This window comes from Tumebacillus sp. BK434 (assembly GCF_004340785.1).
GTDB lineage: Bacteria > Bacillota > Bacilli > Tumebacillales > Tumebacillaceae > Tumebacillus_A.
In genome coordinates, this window is record NZ_SLXS01000002.1 from 548,641 (window position 1) to 565,472 (window position 16,832).

General features: G+C 65.3%; 4 protein-coding genes and 3 pseudogenes. 5 read left to right on the forward strand and 2 right to left on the reverse strand.

Annotated features, from left to right (window positions below; genetic code table 11):
- Positions 1-102: 102 nt before the first annotated feature.
- The 3 pseudogenes from EV586_RS21830 to EV586_RS21840 form a co-directional block, all read left to right on the forward strand.
- Positions 103-2,982 (forward strand): annotated as a pseudogene (locus EV586_RS21830) (condensation domain-containing protein); the annotation flags it as partial.
- Between the two features lie 7 nt (positions 2,983-2,989).
- Positions 2,990-6,151: pseudogene (locus EV586_RS21835) on the forward strand (non-ribosomal peptide synthetase); the annotation flags it as partial.
- A gap of 96 nt (positions 6,152-6,247) precedes the next feature.
- Positions 6,248-10,099 (forward strand): annotated as a pseudogene (locus EV586_RS21840) (amino acid adenylation domain-containing protein); the annotation flags it as partial.
- A 66-nt stretch (positions 10,100-10,165) separates the two neighbouring features.
- On the opposite strand, the gene EV586_RS06750 reads toward EV586_RS21840, so the two are convergent.
- The gene (locus EV586_RS06750) at positions 10,166-11,431 is read right to left on the reverse strand and encodes an MFS transporter (protein ID WP_132944312.1); all 1,266 of its coding nucleotides are present in this window, start codon (positions 11,429-11,431) and stop codon (positions 10,166-10,168) included.
- Between the two features lie 29 nt (positions 11,432-11,460).
- Positions 11,461-13,242 (reverse strand): SgrR family transcriptional regulator, encoded by a 1,782-nt coding sequence (locus EV586_RS06755; RefSeq protein WP_165898368.1) that lies wholly within the window; start codon positions 13,240-13,242, stop codon positions 11,461-11,463.
- Between the two features lie 115 nt (positions 13,243-13,357).
- On the opposite strand from EV586_RS06755, the gene EV586_RS06760 reads away from it, so the two are divergent.
- On the forward strand, positions 13,358-15,079 hold the full coding sequence (locus EV586_RS06760) for an ABC transporter ATP-binding protein (RefSeq protein WP_132944314.1): 1,722 nt from the start codon (positions 13,358-13,360) through the stop codon (positions 15,077-15,079).
- The gene (locus EV586_RS06765) at positions 15,076-16,818 is read left to right on the forward strand and encodes an ABC transporter ATP-binding protein (RefSeq protein ID WP_132944315.1); all 1,743 of its coding nucleotides are present in this window, start codon (positions 15,076-15,078) and stop codon (positions 16,816-16,818) included. Before EV586_RS06760 ends, EV586_RS06765 begins: the two co-directional genes overlap by 4 nt.
- Positions 16,819-16,832 lie beyond the last annotated feature (14 nt).

Sequence of the window (16,832 nt, forward strand, 5' to 3'; positions counted from 1 at the left end):
ACTGCACAGGCGGCAGACAGCGGGGCGGAGACGTTTAACATCCTCGGCTGGAACTCGTCCTACACCGGTGAGACCTTGCCGGAAGCGGAGATGCGCGAGTGGCTCGACCACACGATCAATCGCATCTTGGAGCAGGCGCCGGGCCGGACGATGGAGATCGGCTGCGGCGCAGGTCTGATCCTGTACCGGGTCGCTCCGCATGCCGAGTCGTATGTCGGCGCCGATTTTTCCAAGAGCGCCATTCAGAGCCTCGATCGGTACATGCAGACCCTCCCGGAAACATACGCCCACGTCCGCGTCGAAGAGCGCGTCGCGGACGATCTGAGCGGCGTGGAGAGCGAGACGCTTGACACGATCATCATCAACTCCGTCCTGCAGTACTTCCCGAGCATCGACTACCTCTTGCGGGTGATCGAAGGCGCGGTGGACAAAACCGCGCCGGGCGGACGCGTCTTCCTCGGCGACGTGCGCAGCCTGCCCTTGCTCGAAGCGTTCCACAGCTCGATCGAGCTGTTCAAAGCGGACGACGCGACCGCTACCGACATCCTGCGCCAGCGCGTGCAGAGCGCCGTCGAGCGCGACGGCGAGCTGGTCGTCGATCCGTCCTTCTTCCACGCGCTGCAAGGGCACCTGCCGAAGATCGGCCGCGTACAGATCCGCCCGAAGCGCGGCGTGTACCGCAACGAACTGACGGCGTTCCGCTATGATGTGATCCTGCACATCGGCGAGAGCACAGCTCCTGCCGATGTCGTCTGGACAGACTGGCAGCGCGATGGCCTGACGGTCGGCCAGTTGCAGCACAAATTGGCTGCGGCAGCCGGACAGGTGGAGCAGCTCGCCTTCTCGCACCTCCCGGACGCGCGCATCGCCGACGCGGTGCGGGCGGCCGAATGGCTCAGCCGCGATGACAAGCCGCAGACGGTCGGCGAACTGCGCCGTCTGCTGCAGGCGGAGTCCGGCGCAGCGGGCGTGGAGATCGAAGACCTCTATGCGTTCGAACGGGCGGGCTGGCAGGTCGAAGTGACCCGTCCCGACTCCCGCGTTGACGGCACGTTCGACGTGCTGTTCACCCGGGCGGGCGCCGCGCGGGATCGGATATCCCGTCAGGCAGCGCGCAACGAGCGCCGTCTGGCGTGGCACCGCTACGCCAACAACCCGCTGCACGCCAAGTTCGCCCGCTCGTTGGTGCCGGAGCTGCGCGCGCAGCTGGAAGCGGCCTTGCCCGACTACATGATTCCGACGGCGTTTGTCGTGCTGGAATCCCTGCCGCTGACCCCGAACGGCAAAGTCGACACCAAAGCCCTGCCCGCCCCGCAGCAAGCCCGCATCGCGGCCGAGGAGACGTACGTCGCGCCGCAGAGCGAGACCGAGCAGACGCTGGCGAAGATCTGGGCCGGTGTGCTCGGGCTGACGCAGGTCGGCGTGCATGACAACTTCTTCGAGCTGGGCGGCGACTCGATCCTGAGCATCCAAGTCGTCTCCCGCGCGAAACAGGCCGGGCTGCACTTCACGCCGAAGCAGCTCGTCGAGCACCAGACGATCGCCGGGTTGGCGGGCGTGGTCGGCACAAGCGCGCCGGCCGAAGCCGAGCAGGGCCTGATCACCGGCGACCTGCGCCCGACGCCGATCTTGCAGTGGTTCCTCGATCAGGCCCAGCCGGAGCCGCAGCACTGGAACCAATCGGTGCTGCTGGAAGTCCGCGAGCCGCTCGACGGAGAGCAGCTGGAAGCGGCGCTTGCAAAGCTGCTCGTCCACCACGATGCGCTGCGCCTGCGGGTGCGCGAAGATGGCCGCTTGTCGTTTGCCGAGATCGAAGCGGCCGCACTGTTGGAAAAAATCGACCTGTCGCAGCTCGCCGACGAGGAGCAGACCGCGGCGCTGGAGCGCCATGCCAACCGCGTGCAGGCGAGCCTGAGCCTCGCCAACGGGCCGCTCTTGCGCGCCGCTCTGTTCGACCTCGGCGCAGGCCAGCCGGGCCGCCTGCTCGTCGTCATCCATCACATCGCGGTGGACGGCGTGTCGTGGCGCATCTTGATGGAAGACCTGCAGACCGCTTATGCGGGCGGGCAGCTTCCGGCGAAGACGACATCGTTCAAACACTGGTCGGAAGCGCTGCATCAATTCGTGCAGGATGGCGGTCTGGATGAGGAGATCGCGTTCTGGAACGGCATGCCGCAAGCTGCGGGCCGACTTCCGCTCGACCACGCGCGCGGCGAGAACCGCGAAGACACGGCCCGAAGCATCACCGTCCTGCTCGGCCAGGCGGAGACTTCGGCGCTGTTGCACGACGTGTCGGGCGCGTACAACACCGGCATCAACGACTTGCTGCTGGCGGCGCTGGCCGACGTGTTGACCGCATGGAGCGGAGCGTCTTCCGTGCGCGTCGACCTGGAAGGGCACGGCCGCGAAGAACTGTTCGGCGGCACGGACACCTCGCGCACCGTCGGCTGGTTCACGTCGCTCTATCCGATTGTGCTGGAGACGACCGGCGACCGCCGCGATGCAGGCGCGGTGATCAAAAGCGTCAAAGAACACCTGCGCTCCATCCCGAACCGCGGTGTCGGATACGGTCTCCTGCGCTATCTGCGCGGCATGCCGCAGGTGCCGCCGGCCGACCTCTCGTTCAACTATCTCGGCCAGTTCGACAGCGGCCGTTCGGAAGCTCCGTCGCTGTTCGGCCCGGCGGAAGAGTCGAAAGGCTTCGACCGCAGCCCGCACAGCATCCGCCCGTATCCGCTCGGCGTCGGCTGCTCGATCTCCTCGGGACAGCTGGCGGTGACGTTCTCGTACAGCGAGAATCTGCATACCGCCAAGACGGTGCAGCAGTTGGCAGACCGCTATCTCGCCACGCTTACGGCGATCATCCGGCACTGTCAGGACCCGGAGGCGGGCGGGTACACGCCTTCCGATTTCCCGGATGCGGAGCTGTCCGCGTCCGACCTCGATCAATTGATCGCGCGAATCTGTGCGAAAGGAAAGTAGGGAACCCATGAGAATCGACAACCTTGAAGATATTTTTCTTTTGACACCGCTGCAGCAGGGGATGCTCTTCCACACGTTGATGGAGCCGGAGTCGGGCGTGTATTTCGTGCAGTTTCGTCTGGGCATCGAGGGGAACCTCGATGCCGGGGCGCTGCAGGAGGCGTGGCAGGACGTGACCGGGCGCCACGCTGCGCTGCGCACCGAGATCCACTGGCAGGGCTTGGAGAAGCCGGTGCAGGTCGTCTACAAGCAGGTCACCGTGCCGTTTGCGCACTTAGACTGGCGCGGGCTGACGGCGGAGGAGCGCGAGGCGCGTTTTGCCGCGTTTTTGCAGGAGGATCGCCGCAAGGGCTTCCAGTTGACCGACGCGCCGTTGATGCGCCTGTGCCTGCTCCGCTTCGCGGACGAGGTGTACCGGCTGGTCTGGAGTTCGCACCACCTGCTGATGGACGGCTGGTCGATGCCGGTCGTGATCCAGGAAGTGCTGGCCTTGTATCAGGCGAAGACGCAGGGGCGCGAGGTCCGGCTGACCGAAGCGCGCTCCTACGGTGACTACATCCGCTGGCTCCGCCAGCAGAACCTGGAGCAGGCCGAGTCGTACTGGCGCAGCTTGCTGCAAGGGTTCTCCGCTCCGACGCCGCTGCCGCTGCAGAAGCCTGCTGCCGAGCAGCACAGCGGCGCTTTTGAAAAAGCGGCCCTGGTGCTCTCCGTTCAGGACACGGAGCGGCTGCAATCCCTGGCCCGCCGCAACCGCGTGACGCTGGGCTCGTTCGTGCAGGCGGCATGGGGCGTGTTGCTGGCGCGCTACAGCGGGGAGGACGACGTGGTGTTTGGCGTCACCGTCTCCGGCCGTCCTGCGGCGCTGCAAGGCGTGGAGTCGATGGTCGGGATGTTCATCAACTCCCTGCCGATGCGGGTGCAGCTCGCAGCGGACGACACGGTGGTAACGCTCGTCCGCAAGCTGCGCGATCAGCAGGTGGACATGGGGCAATACGAATACTCCCCGCTCGTGCAGGTGCAAAAATGGAGCGCGCTGCCCGGCGGTACTCAGCTGTTCGACACGCTGGTTGTCGTCGAGAACTATCCGCTCGACGCGACGCTTCAGGAGCAGCAGCACGATCTGGGGCTGTACCGCGTCGGCGAGCAGGTCGAATTCACGAACTACGGGATCAACCTGCAGGTCTCGCCGGCCGACGAAGTGACGTTTGAGATTCACTATGACGGCAAGATGTTCGCGCGCGGGATCATCGAAGGAATGCTCGGCCATCTGCAGACGATATTGCTGGCGATGATCGAGCGGCCGGAAGCGAAAGTGGCCGCGCTGCCGCTGCTCTCTCTGGCGGAGCGGCAGGCGCTGCTGGCGAGCTGGCAGCGTGAAACGAAGCGCTTCCCGCAGGAGCTGTGCCTGCAAGAGCTGTTCGAAGCGCAGGTCTCGCGCACGCCGGAGCGAACGGCGGTGCGGTATGAGGGAGAAGGTCTGACCTATGCCGAGCTGAACGAGCGCGCCAACCGCCTGGCCCGCTATCTGCAGCAGCAGGGCGCGGGGCCGGAGCAGCTGGTCGGCTTGGCGGTGGAGCGGTCGCTGGACATGGTGGTCGGCATCCTCGGCATCCTGAAGGCGGGGGCGGCGTATGTGCCGCTCGACCCGTCCTATCCGCAAGAGCGGCTGGCGTTTTTGCTGGAAGACGCGGGGATCGGGCTGCTCGTCACGCAATCGCAGCTGTTGGCGACGCTGCCTGCGACGGCGGCGATGACGGTGTGCCTCGACCGCGATGCGGCGGCGATTGGCGCGCAAGGCGGGGAGAACCTCGAGGTGGCGATGTCGCCCGACCATCTTGCCTACATCATCTACACATCGGGCTCGACGGGCCATCCGAAAGGCGTGTTGATCCCGCACCGCAACGTCGGGCGGCTGATGGCGGCGACGGAGCGCTGGTACGGGTTCGATGAACAGGATGTCTGGACGCTGTTCCACTCCTACGCGTTCGACTTTTCTGTGTGGGAGCTGTGGGGGGCGCTCTTGTACGGCGGCAAGCTGGTCGTCGTGCCGTACCTCGTCTCGCGCTCGCCGGAAGCGTTTTGCGAACTGCTCCGCCGCGAACGGGTGACGGTGCTGAACCAGACCCCTTCCGCCTTCCGCCAGCTGATCGCGGCGGAGGAAAAAGCGGACGCGGGCAGCGAACTTGCCCTGCGCTATGTGATCTTCGGCGGCGAGGCGCTGGAACTGCAGAGCTTGAAGCCGTGGTTTGCGCGGCACGGCGATCAGCAGCCGCAGTTGGTTAACATGTACGGCATCACGGAGACGACCGTGCACGTCACCTACCGCCCGATCGGGCTGCACGACGTGGAGAGCGGGATCGGCTCGGTGATCGGGGAGCCGATCCCGGACTTGGAGCTGTATGTGCTCGACGCGAATCTGCAGCCGGTGCCGCCCGGTGTGCGCGGAGAGCTGTATGTCGGCGGCGCAGGTCTGGCGCGGGGCTACCTAAACCGCCCGGACTTGACGGCAGAGCGGTTCCTTGCCCATCCGTTCTCAGACGACCCGGCCGCACGGCTGTACAAGACGGGCGACTTGGCCCGCTATCTGCCGAACGGGGAGCTGGAGTATCAAGGCCGCATCGACCATCAGGTGAAAGTGCGGGGCTTCCGCATCGAGCTCGGCGAGATCGAAGCTGCGCTCGCCAAACATGCCGAAGTCCGAGCGGCGGTGGTCATCGTCCGCGAAGACGCGCCGGGCGACAAGCGTCTCGTGGCCTACCTCGTGCTGCAAGATGGACAGGAGGCGGCAGTCGGCGACCTGCGCGCGTTTTTGCAGGAGACGCTGCCCGACTATATGGTGCCGTCGGCGTTCGTGTTCCTCCCGGAGCTGCCGTTGACCGCCAACGGCAAGACCGATACCCAAGCGCTCCCGGCCCCGAACGGTACGACCGGCCGCCGCAGTGAATATGCCGCGCCGGAAAACGCGGTGCAGGAGCAGCTCGCCGCGATCTGGGCGGCAGTGCTTGGCGTCGGGGAAGTCGGGATTGACGACAACTATTTTGAGCTGGGCGGCGATTCGATTCTGTCGATCCGGATCTTGTCGCAAGCGACGGCAGCCGGACTGCCGCTCACGCTGCAAGACCTGTTCCGCTATCCGACGATCCGCGGGCTGGCTGCCAAGGCGGGAGAGGGCCATGTGGCGGCAAGCGTACCGCGCCTGGCTCCGTTCGCCTTGCTGAGCGAAGCGGACCGGAACCTGCTCCCGGACGGCGTGGCAGACGCCTATCCGCTGACGAAACTGCAGGCGGGGATGCTGTTCCACAGCGCGTTTACGGAAGACACCATCGCTTACCACAACGTGACCTCTTACAAGCTGCGCGGGGAGCTCGCGGTGGAAACGTTCCAGCGGGCGCTGGAGCGGCTGTTGCAGAACCATGCCATCCTGCGGACGTCGTTCGACCTGACCGGCTACAGCGAGCCGTTGCAGCTGGTGCAGGAGCGGGTGGAGTTGCCTTTGCGGGTGATCGACCTGCGCGAACGCAGCGCAGCGGAGCAGGAGCTTGAACTGGCGCGCTGGCAGGAGACGGAGCTGCAGAACCGCTTCGACTGGTCGCAGGCGCCGCTCCTGCGCGTCACCTTGCACCTGCTGACCGATGACACCGTGCAGTTCGGCCTGACCGAGCACCACGCCATCCTCGACGGCTGGAGCGTCGCCTCCCTGCTGACCGAGCTGTTCCGCACCTATGCGGCGCTGCTGCGCGGGGAAGCGATCAGCGACCCGCCCCTGCAGGCGGAGTTCCGCGACTATGTCGCGCTGGAGCAGCAGGCGCTGCGGTCGGAAGCGTCCGCGCAGTTCTGGCAGGAGAAACTCGCCGCTGCCCATTTTGGCACGCTGCCCCGCCTTCCTCTCAGCATGGAGAGCGCAAGCAGAATCAACTACGCCGAAGTCGCGATCCCGGAAGACGTATCCGAGCGGCTCAAGGAAGTAGCACGCACGGCGGGCGTGCCGGTGAAGAGCATTTTGCTGGCGGCGCATCTGCGGGTGATGAGCCTGCTGACCGGACAGCCGGACGTGGTGACCGGCCTCGTCGCGGGCGGGCGCACCGAGGCGGAGGACGGGGAGCGCACACTGGGCCTGTTCCTGAACACGCTGCCCCTGCGGCTGACCCTCGCAGGCGGCACCTGGCTCGACCTTGTGCGCGGCGCGTTCGAAGCGGAGCAGGAACTGCTCCCGCACCGCCGCTATCCAATGGCGCAGGTGCAGCAAGAGCTCGGCGGGCAGCCGCTGTTCGAAGCGGCCTTCAACTTCACCCACTTCCACGTCTACGAAGCTCTGCAAGAGGTGCAGGAAGTGGAAGTGGTCGACTTCAACGCCACCGCCGACACCAACTTCGCGTTCGGCGTGGAATGCTCGCAAGACCTCGTCACAGCCCAATTGAAAATGCAAGTCCGCTGGGACGCATCCGAGTTTGCGGCGGAGCAGATGCAGCGCGTGGCCGGGTACTATGAATTTGTGCTGCGCGACATGGCGCAAGACCCGGCGAACTCCTATGAAAAAGCCAACCTGCTCAGCTATGACGAACACTCGCTGCTGCGCAGCTTCAACGAGACGATGCGCGCGTACGACCTGCACCCGCTGCACCGCCTGATCGAAGCGCAAGTCGCCCGCACCCCGCAGGCTGAAGCGGTTGTCTTCCAGGACAGCGCTTTGACCTACGCCGACTTAAACGCGCGCGCCAACCGCCTCGCCAGCACCTTGCAGGAGGAGGGCGTCACGCGCGGTCATCTCGTTGGCGTGGCGATGGAACGCTCGCTGGAACTGGTGATCTCCCTGCTCGCGATCCTCAAGGCGGGCGGCGCGTACGTCCCGCTCGACCCGGAGTATCCGGCCGAGCGCCTCGCCTTCCTGCAGCAGGATGCGGCACCCGACGTGGTGCTCACCCAGTCGCACCTCGCCGATCGGCTCCCGGCGGCACAAAGCAAGACGTTCTGCGTCGATCTGCTCGACCTGACGACCGGGGCAGGAGCGGATCTCGTCGCATCGGCCGGGCTGGACGATCCGGCTTACATGATCTACACCTCGGGCTCGACCGGCAAACCGAAAGGCGTTCTCGTCCCGCATCGCGGCATCGCGAACCGCCTGCTCTGGATGCAGGAGGAGTATCGGCTGACCTCCGCCGACCGCGTGCTGCAGAAGACGCCGTTCTCCTTCGACGTCTCGGTCTGGGAGTTCTTCTGGCCGCTGATGACCGGCGCGGCGCTTGTCGTCGCCAAGCCGGGCGGACACGGAGACAGCCGCTACCTGCTCGATCTGATCAAGCGGGAGCGGATCACGACGATGCACTTCGTCCCGTCGATGCTGCAATTGTTCCTGGAAGAGCAGGAGCTGTCGTCGATCACCACCCTGCGCCAGGTGATGTGTTCCGGCGAAGCGCTGCCGTTTGACCTGCAGGAAAAGTTTTACCAAAAGCTGTCCGGACGCCTGCACAACCTCTACGGCCCGACCGAAGCATCGGTCGACGTCACCTATTGGGAGTGCGAGCCGGGCAGCCGCTTGCAGCTCGTGCCGATCGGCCGCCCCGTCGCCAACACGGCGCTGTATGTGCTCGACGAACACCTGATGCCCGTCCCGGTCGGCGTGCCGGGCGAGCTGTTCATCGGCGGGGAGCAGTTGGCGATCGGCTATCACAACCGTCCGGAGCTGACGGCGGAGCGGTTCCTGCAAACGCCGTACGGGCGTCTGTACAAGACGGGTGACCTTGCCCGCTGGCTGCCCGGCGGCGCGCTGGAATACCTCGGCCGCCTCGACTTCCAAGTCAAGATCCGCGGCTTCCGCATTGAGTTGGGCGAGATCGAGTCGGTGCTGCTCACGCACCCGGCGATCCGTGAAACGGTGGTCACCGCCCACGAGCAAAACGGCGACAAGCGCCTCGTCGCCTACGTCGTGCCTGCAGGCAGCGCCCAGCTGTCGGTGAGCGAACTGCGCGACCACCTGCAGACGAAGCTCGCCGCCTACATGGTGCCGTCCGCGTTTGTCGTGCTCGACCGCCTGCCCCTGTCGCCGAACGGCAAAGTTGACCGCAAAGCGCTGCCGAAGCCGGAACAGAGTCAGAGCGGCCGCGAAACGCCGTATGTGGCGCCGCGAAGCCTGACGGAGCAAACGCTGGCCGGGTTCTTCTCCACACTGCTCGGCGTCGAACAGGCCGGGGTGCAGGACGACTTCTTCCAGCTCGGCGGACACTCGCTGCTCGCCTTGCGCCTGATGGCGCTGATCGAGAAGGAATTTGCCCGCACCTTGCCTCTGTCCGCCCTGTTCGAGCACCGCACCGTGGAAAAACTGGCGCGGCTGCTCGGACAACATGCAGCGGAGCGGCCGGACAGCTCCGTGCTGGTGCCGCTGCAAACGGCAGGAGACGCAGCGCCGCTGTTCCTGATTCATGCGGTCGGCGGCAGTGTGCTGAGCTACATCGAGCTGGCCGACCAGTTCCAAGGCGAGATGCCCGTCTACGCCTTGCAAGCGCCCGGTCTGGAAACGGACGAAACGCCGCTGTCCTCGATCCCCGCATTGGCCGCGCGCTATGCGGAAGAGATCGTGCGCGTGCAGCCGCATGGCCCGTACCGCCTCGGCGGCTGGTCGTTCGGCGGCGCGGTGGCCTATGAGCTGGCCGCGCAGCTGAAAGCAGCCGGTCAGGAGATCGAATATGTGCTGATGCTCGACACCTACGAGCCACGCGACGGGATCGGAGCAGCCGAGCCGGACTCCCTGCTCGCCTTCGCCGCCGACCTCGCCGGACAGCATGGCCTGCAGCTCACCGACGAACAGGCGCAGCACTTCCGCCCGCAAACGGTCGACGACTTGTACAACGCCGTGACCGCCACCGGTCTGCTCCCGGATCTCACCCTTGAGCAGTTCCGCCGCCTGTTCAACGTCTTCCGCGCCAACCGCACCGCCTTGCAGGTGTACCGCCCGGCGGCGTGTGATGTGCGCGTGGAGCTGTTCCAAGCGTCGGAGCACGACCTCGGCTGGCAAGCGCTGGCCGACGTCCGAGTGACCCGCGTCGACGCCGATCACTATTCGATCATCCGCGCGCCGCACGTGCAGACGATCGTGCAGCGCCTGTCCAAACAGCGGGTCTGACGCACCCGCCACACAAAAAAGACTCTGCAGACCATCTGCAGAGTCTTTTTCTTTTCTATGCTTTCTTTAGGCGGCCGTCTCCTCCGGCGCTGACGGCACTTCGCGCAACTTGCGCACCGGGGAGAAGAGCACGATGCAGGCGGCGAGCATGATGCCGACACCGCCGATGATCATCGTGTTGAACACGCCGGCCACACCGCCGAGCAAGCCCCCGGCCAGCGCTCCGAGCGGCATGATGCCGACGACGACGAAGCGGATCGATGCGTTCATCCGCCCGTGCAAGCGGTTCGGCGTGATCGCCATGCGCAGCGAGACTTGATTGATGTTGTAGATGACGATCATGATCATGTCGACGATCTGCGCGCCCATGAGCAGCGGCACCGCGCCTGCGGTCGGCAAGGTGACGGCGAGCAGCTTCATCAGCATCGAGATGCCGGTGAACAGGATCGCCCACGCGATTGCCGGGCCGACGCCAAAGCGGTTTTTCAGCTTCCCGGCGAGCAGAGCGCCGATCATCGCGCCGACGCCCGACATGCCGAGGATCAGGCCGATCATCGTCGGCGCGAGCGCAAGGTCGCGGGAGATGAACAGCAGGAAGATCGGCTGGATCAGCGACATGCAGAAGTTAAACACGGCGGTCGAGAGGATGATCGGGCGCAGAATCTTCGAGCCGAACACCACGCGCAGCCCTTCGCCGATGTCGCTCCAGATGTTCTGCTTGCCGCCCTGCGGCTGCTCGACCGTCTCGTTCCTGCGGATAAACGTGAGCAGGAGCGAAGAGACCAGAAACCCAACCGCATCAACGAGGATCGCAAACGGCGCGGTGACCAGTTGCACCAGCGCGCCGCCCAGACCAGGGCCGGTGATGCGGGAGAGCGAGTTGGTAAATTCGAACTTGCTGTTGCCTTCGACCAGATCCTCGCGGGAGATCACCGAAGGCAGATAAGAAGTGGAAGCAACATCAAAAAACACGGTCGCCGTGCCGGTCAGAAAGACGACGAGAAACAGCTGCTCGATCGTCAAAACCTCCCAGAACGCGGCGGCGGGAATCGTCAGCAGCAGCCCGGCGCGAAACAGGTTGGCGATCTGCATGATCGGCTTGCGCGGCAGGCGGTCGACCCATGCCCCGACAAACAGCCCAAACAGCAGGTACGGCACCGTTCCGGCAGCCGCCAGGATGCCCATCTCCGTCGGAGTTGCCCCGAGCACCAGAGCGGCGATCAGCGGCAAGGCCAGGTAGGTGATCTGCGAGCCGAACATCGAGACCGTCTCCGCCGTCCACAGCTTCATGAAGTCCTGATGGCGCCACAGACCGGTAAAACGCAAGCGCATGGATGGTTCCTCCTGTGTCTGATTTACTCTTAAATCTTACTTTCGTCGCGAGCTTCTTTCAACCATAAGTTGCGGTAATCTACCCAACCCTGTGAATTCAAACTGACGCCGTGCAACTCGGGCCGCGTGGAGACGGTGATAAACAGGCGGTACAAGGGCAAGACGGCATGACTTTCCAACAGCTCCGCTTCGATCTCCTGCAGCAGGGCGAGCCGCTCTGCGCGGTCTGACTTTTGCAACAGCTTGTGAATCGTTGCGGCGTTGCGGCGGCGCTGCTCCGGGCTCAGGTGGTCGGCGAGGAAGGAGCTGCGGGTTTGCAGCAGGTCGAGGTAGGACATCTCCGTGTCGTCTTCCATCGTCGCGCCGTCGAGGATCAGGTCGGAAGCGGCGATGTTCTCCGCCGTGATCATCTCGCGGTATGGCAAAGGGCGGATGGTCAGCGGGATGCCGTAGAGGGCGCATTGGCGCTGGATCCAGTCGGCGTCTTCGATGTGGTCGTCGTCGAAATAGGTGGAGAGCAGAAGCGGTGTGCCGTCATAGCCGCTCTCCGCAAGCAGCTGGCGAATGCGCCCGGGGTCGGGCGGCGCAGCGGCGGGAACATCCGGCTCCAGGCGCACATCGAAGCGGGTGGCCGGGGCGTGGCGGGTGCCGCCGAGGTCTTCGATCAGCCGGCAGCGGTCCAGCGCGAGCGACAGCGCTTCCCGAAAGGCGGGATGGAGTTGCGGGCCCTGCTTGTTCAGGTTGAACGTGAGCATCTGAAACGACCGCTCCAACTGGCCGGACGACGCCCAGCCGGGAGTGGGCTGATTGTACTGCAAGGTCGACTGCACGCTCGGCTCCGTCATGAACCAGATCTCAATGCGGTCGAGCCACGCGCGCTCGCGAAAATACGGGGTGAACGCTTCCAGCACCAGCATCGCATCGTCGTTGCGGATCACTTTGAACGGCCCGCTCCCGACAGGCAGGCGCGGGAAGTCGGCGCCGATCTGCCGGCAGTACTCGGCCGGGACGATGGCGGCGCGCTCGCTGCTTAAGAAGTGCAGGAACAGCTGGTTGGGCGCGTCGAGCTTCACCAGCAGCGTCAGGTCGCCTGTCGCCTGCACCTGCACGACTCCGGAGAACATCCAGGGGAAAAACGACTCCCGTTGCATGCGCTCCATCGTAAAAGCAGCGTCTCGTGCGGTGAGCGCAGTCCCGTTGTGGAACAGGACGCTTTTGCGCAGGTAAAACGTGTAGACGGTGCCGTCCGCGCTGATCTCCCAGTGATGGGCGAGGTGCGGGCGAATGTCGCCGGACGCCGGATCGCGCCTGACCAGCGTGTCGAAGATGTGTTTGACGAGATGCGTCTCCGAGCGCAGGATGCACAAGGCCGGATCGAGGTGATCGAGCGGGTTGCTGTGCGTGATGCGCAAGATGTCCGGCGCGCCCGATGCGCCGCCCGCATGGAAGCCGAAGTGGGAAGCCAGCCAGCTCTGATAGCGGGTGCGCAGGGCGGGCAGGTTCGGCGCATACTGCCCGATCAGTTCGTTGGCCGCGCGGATGTCGCCGGTGCGCACCAGCTCTTGGGCCAGCGAAAACAGCAGATCGGCCGGCAGGATCTGCAGCGTGACGAGCGATGTGTGGCCGCGCCCGCGCCCCGGCTGCCAGTGCATCCAGTTCTGCTCGGCCAATCGCTTGACGATCAGCTTGGCGTTGCGCGGGGTGCAGCAGAGGATGGCGGCGATCTCCTCCAGCGTGATCGGCAGGGCTTGGCCTTGGACGGCGTGCGGCAGGTGTTCGGTAAGGCGGATATAATGATGGACAGGCTGCATACTGCTTCCTTCCTCTCCTTTTGCAAAAGGTGAAACTTCAGTTGCACAAATCTTACCCTTTTTCTGAACGGCTTGCCAGTTTAGCATGAGGAGCAGAGCGAAAGGAGGGGATCGGATGTACGGAACGATGTTAAAAAAGGGGCTCGGGGAGCAGAAAGCGCGAGTCGCCGCTTTGGGCGCTTTGCTGCTCGGCGGGGCGTTGCTGCAGCTCGGCAGCCCGCTGGTGCTGCGCCGCTATATCGACGCGGCCAAGGTGGACGGAGCGCTGGACGTGCTGATCTGGGCGGCCTTGCTGTTTTTGGCGCTGACAGCAGTCAGGCAGTTCGTGCAGGTGGCCGGCACCTACTTGGCGGAGCAGGTGGGCTGGACGGCGACGAACCGGCTGCGGACGGAGCTGTTTTTGCATGCGCTGCGGCTCGATCTGAACTGGCACAAGGAGAAGACGGCCGGTGAGATGATGGAGCGCGTCGATGGGGATGTGACGGCGCTGGCGAACTTTTTCTCGCGCTTTGTGCTGAAGGTGGCGGCGAACGTGCTGCTTTTGCTCGGCATGGTCGCGGTGCTGTTCACAGTCGATTGGCGCGTGGGGGCGGCGTTTCTGATCTTTGTCGGCGCGGCGCTGTGGCTGTTGAACCGGATTCGCGAGATCGCCGTGCCGCATTGGGTGGCCGCCCGGAAGGTGAACGCGGAGTTTTACGGCTTCCTCGGCGAACGGCTGGCCGGGCTGGAGGAGATCCAGGCGAACGGTGCGGGCGGGTATGTGATGCGCCGCTTTTTTGAGCGGATGCGCGTGCTGCTGAGCAAGGAGCGCACGGCCTATGTGCGCGGACGGGCGCTGTGGCCGGCGACGGTCGGGCTGTTCGCAGCCGGGTATGTGCTGGTGTTTGCGCTGGGCAGCTTGCTGTATGAAGGCGGGCAGATTACGCTCGGGACGTTTTATTTGATGTTTGCGTATGTGGAGCTGCTGCGCGGCCCGCTCGATCAGATCACCGAGGAGATGCAGGATTTCCAAAAGGCGGCGGCGAGCGTGCAGCGCGTAGGCGAGCTGATGGCGGTGCAGAGCCGGGAGCCGGATGAAGGCAGGCTGCGCTTGCCAGAAGGAAAGCTTGGCGTGGAGTTTGCGGAAGTGTCGTTCGGCTATGGCGAAGAGGCGGTGCTTGAAGGCGTGTCGTTCGCCGTGCAGCCGGGCCGGGTGCTCGGCGTGCTGGGGCGGACGGGGAGCGGGAAGACGACGCTGACCCGATTGCTTTTGCGGCTGTATGAGCCGGATGCGGGTGCGGTGACGCTTGGCGGCGTGGACGTGCGGTCGGTGCCGCTGGCAGAGCTGCGCGGGAAGATCGGCATGGTGACACAGGAGGTGCGCCTGTTCGGGGCGACCGTCCGGGACAACGTGACGCTGTTCGACCCGGCGGTGCCGGATGCGCGGATCGCCGAAGTGCTCGAAGAGCTGGGGCTCGGCGACTGGCTGCGGGCGTTGCCGCAGGGGCTTGGCACGATGCTCGACGGCAGCGGCGGCCTGTCTGCCGGGGAGGCGCAGCTGCTGTCGTTCGCGAGGGTGTTCCTGCGCGACCCGGCGCTGGTCATCTTCGATGAAGCGTCCTCCCGGCTCGACCCGGCCACGGAGCGGCTGATCGAACGGGCGGTGCGCAAACTGCTGACCGGGCGCACGGCGATCCTCATCGCCCACCGCCTGTCCACGCTGCAGATCGTCGATGACGTGCTGGTGCTGGCGGACGGTCGCGTCGCCGAGTACGGGGCCAGAGATACGCTGAGCCGCACGGTCGGTTCAAGACTGTGGCAGCTGCAGAACGCCGGGCGGGAGGAGGTGCTGGGATGAACATTTGGAACTTGGTGTGGCGGTTGATTCGCTTTCGGCCAGGGTGGTATCTCGCCGATGTGGTGCTATGGACGGGGATCTTTGGCCTGCCGCTATTGACCGGGTATGTGGTGAAGGTGCTGTTCGATGTGGTCAGCGGCGAAGCGCAGGCGGGCGTCGGACCATGGGGGCTGGTCGCGGTGCTGGTGGCGACCTTGCTGCTGCGCATCGGCGTGCTGCTCGGCGGGTTCTATGTCGACTTCACGGTGATGTTCTCCGTCGGCGCTTTGGTGCGGCGCAACGTGATGCACAATCTCCTGAAAAAGCCGGGCGCCGCAGCACTGCCACAGTCGGCAGGCGACGCCCTCCTGCGGATGCGCGACGATGTGAACGAGATCGCAGGCTTTCTCTCCTGGACGGCCGACCTCGTCTACAAGCCCCTGCTGTCCCTCGCCGCGCTGATCATCCTGTTTTTCATTCATCCGACGCTGACCCTCGTCGTCTGCCTGCCCCTGCTCGGACTGATGGCAGCGGCAGCCATGGCCACGCAGCGGCTGGAGCGGTACCGCGCCCAAAGCCGCGAGGCGGCGGGGCGGGTGGCCGGATTTGCCGCCGAGTCGTTCGACGCTGTCGGCGCGATCAAGGCGGCCGGGGCGGAAGCGCGGGTCGCCGCCCATTTTCGGACGCTTAGCGAACAGCGCCGCAAAGCGGCCGTCCAAGACCGCCTGTTCGCCGACCTGCTCGGCTCGATCTTTGAAAATGCGGTCGGCTTCGGCACCGGCCTGATCCTGCTCGTCGCCGCCCGCGCCATGCAGGACGGCAGCTTTTCGGTCGGCGACCTCGCCCTGTTCATCTTCTACCTCGACTGGCTGGGGCAGATGACCCACTTTTTGGGCCGCCTGATCGCCCGCGTCAAACAGGCGGAAGTGTCGGCCCGGCGCGCCGCCGAGCTCCAAGGGGCCGCTCCGGAGCAGCTGGGCGAACACGCCGACATCTACCTCGACGGCCGGCTGCCCACCGTGCCGCTTGCCGCCAAAAGCCCGGCCGACCGGCTGGAGCTGCTCGAAGCGAAAGGTCTGACCTTCAGATACCCTTCCTCCGGGCGCGGCGTGGAAAACGTGTCGCTGCGGGTGCCCCAAGGCAGTTTCACCGTCATCACCGGGCGGGTCGGCTCCGGCAAAACGACGCTGCTGCGGGCGCTGCTCGGCCTCGTGACGCCGGAGGGCGAGGTGCGCTGGAACGGCGAAAAAGCTGGCGAGCTGACACCGCCCCGCGCCGCGTATACGGCACAGGTGCCGCAGCTTTTTCAGGAGACCTTGCAAGAGAATCTGCTGCTCGGCATCCCGGAAGCGCAGGCCGACCTGACCGCTGCGATCCGCACAGCGGTGCTCGACCGTGATCTCGCGGCGATGGAAGCGGGCTTGCAGACGCAGATCGGCGCGCGCGGTGTCAAGCTGTCCGGCGGGCAGCTGCAGCGGGCGGCGACAGCGCGGATGCTCGTGCGAGATGCGGAGCTGTACGTGTTTGACGACGTTTCTTCCGCCCTCGACGTGGAGACGGAGCAACTGCTTTGGGAGCGCGTCTTCGAGCGCCGGGCGGCGACCTGTCTCGTCGTTTCGCACCGCCCGGCCGCTTTGCAGCGGGCCGACCACATCGTCTTGCTCAAAGACGGCCGGGTCGAAGCGCAAGGCAAGCTCGACGACCTGCTGGAGCGCTCCGAAGAGATGAGAAAGCTGTGGACCGAAAAAAGTCTGGGGTAAACGCCACAGACTTT

Excerpts from the sequence above, each read along its gene's own strand:
- EV586_RS06750 (WP_132944312.1), bottom strand. The coding sequence starts at position 11,431 with ATGCGCTTGCGTTTTACCGGTCTGTGGCGCCATCAGGACTTCATGAAG.
- EV586_RS06755 (WP_165898368.1), bottom strand. The coding sequence starts at position 13,242 with ATGCAGCCTGTCCATCATTATATCCGCCTTACCGAACACCTGCCGCAC.
- EV586_RS06760 (WP_132944314.1), top strand. The coding sequence starts at position 13,358 with ATGTACGGAACGATGTTAAAAAAGGGGCTCGGGGAGCAGAAAGCGCGA.
- EV586_RS06765 (WP_132944315.1), top strand. The coding sequence starts at position 15,076 with ATGAACATTTGGAACTTGGTGTGGCGGTTGATTCGCTTTCGGCCAGGG.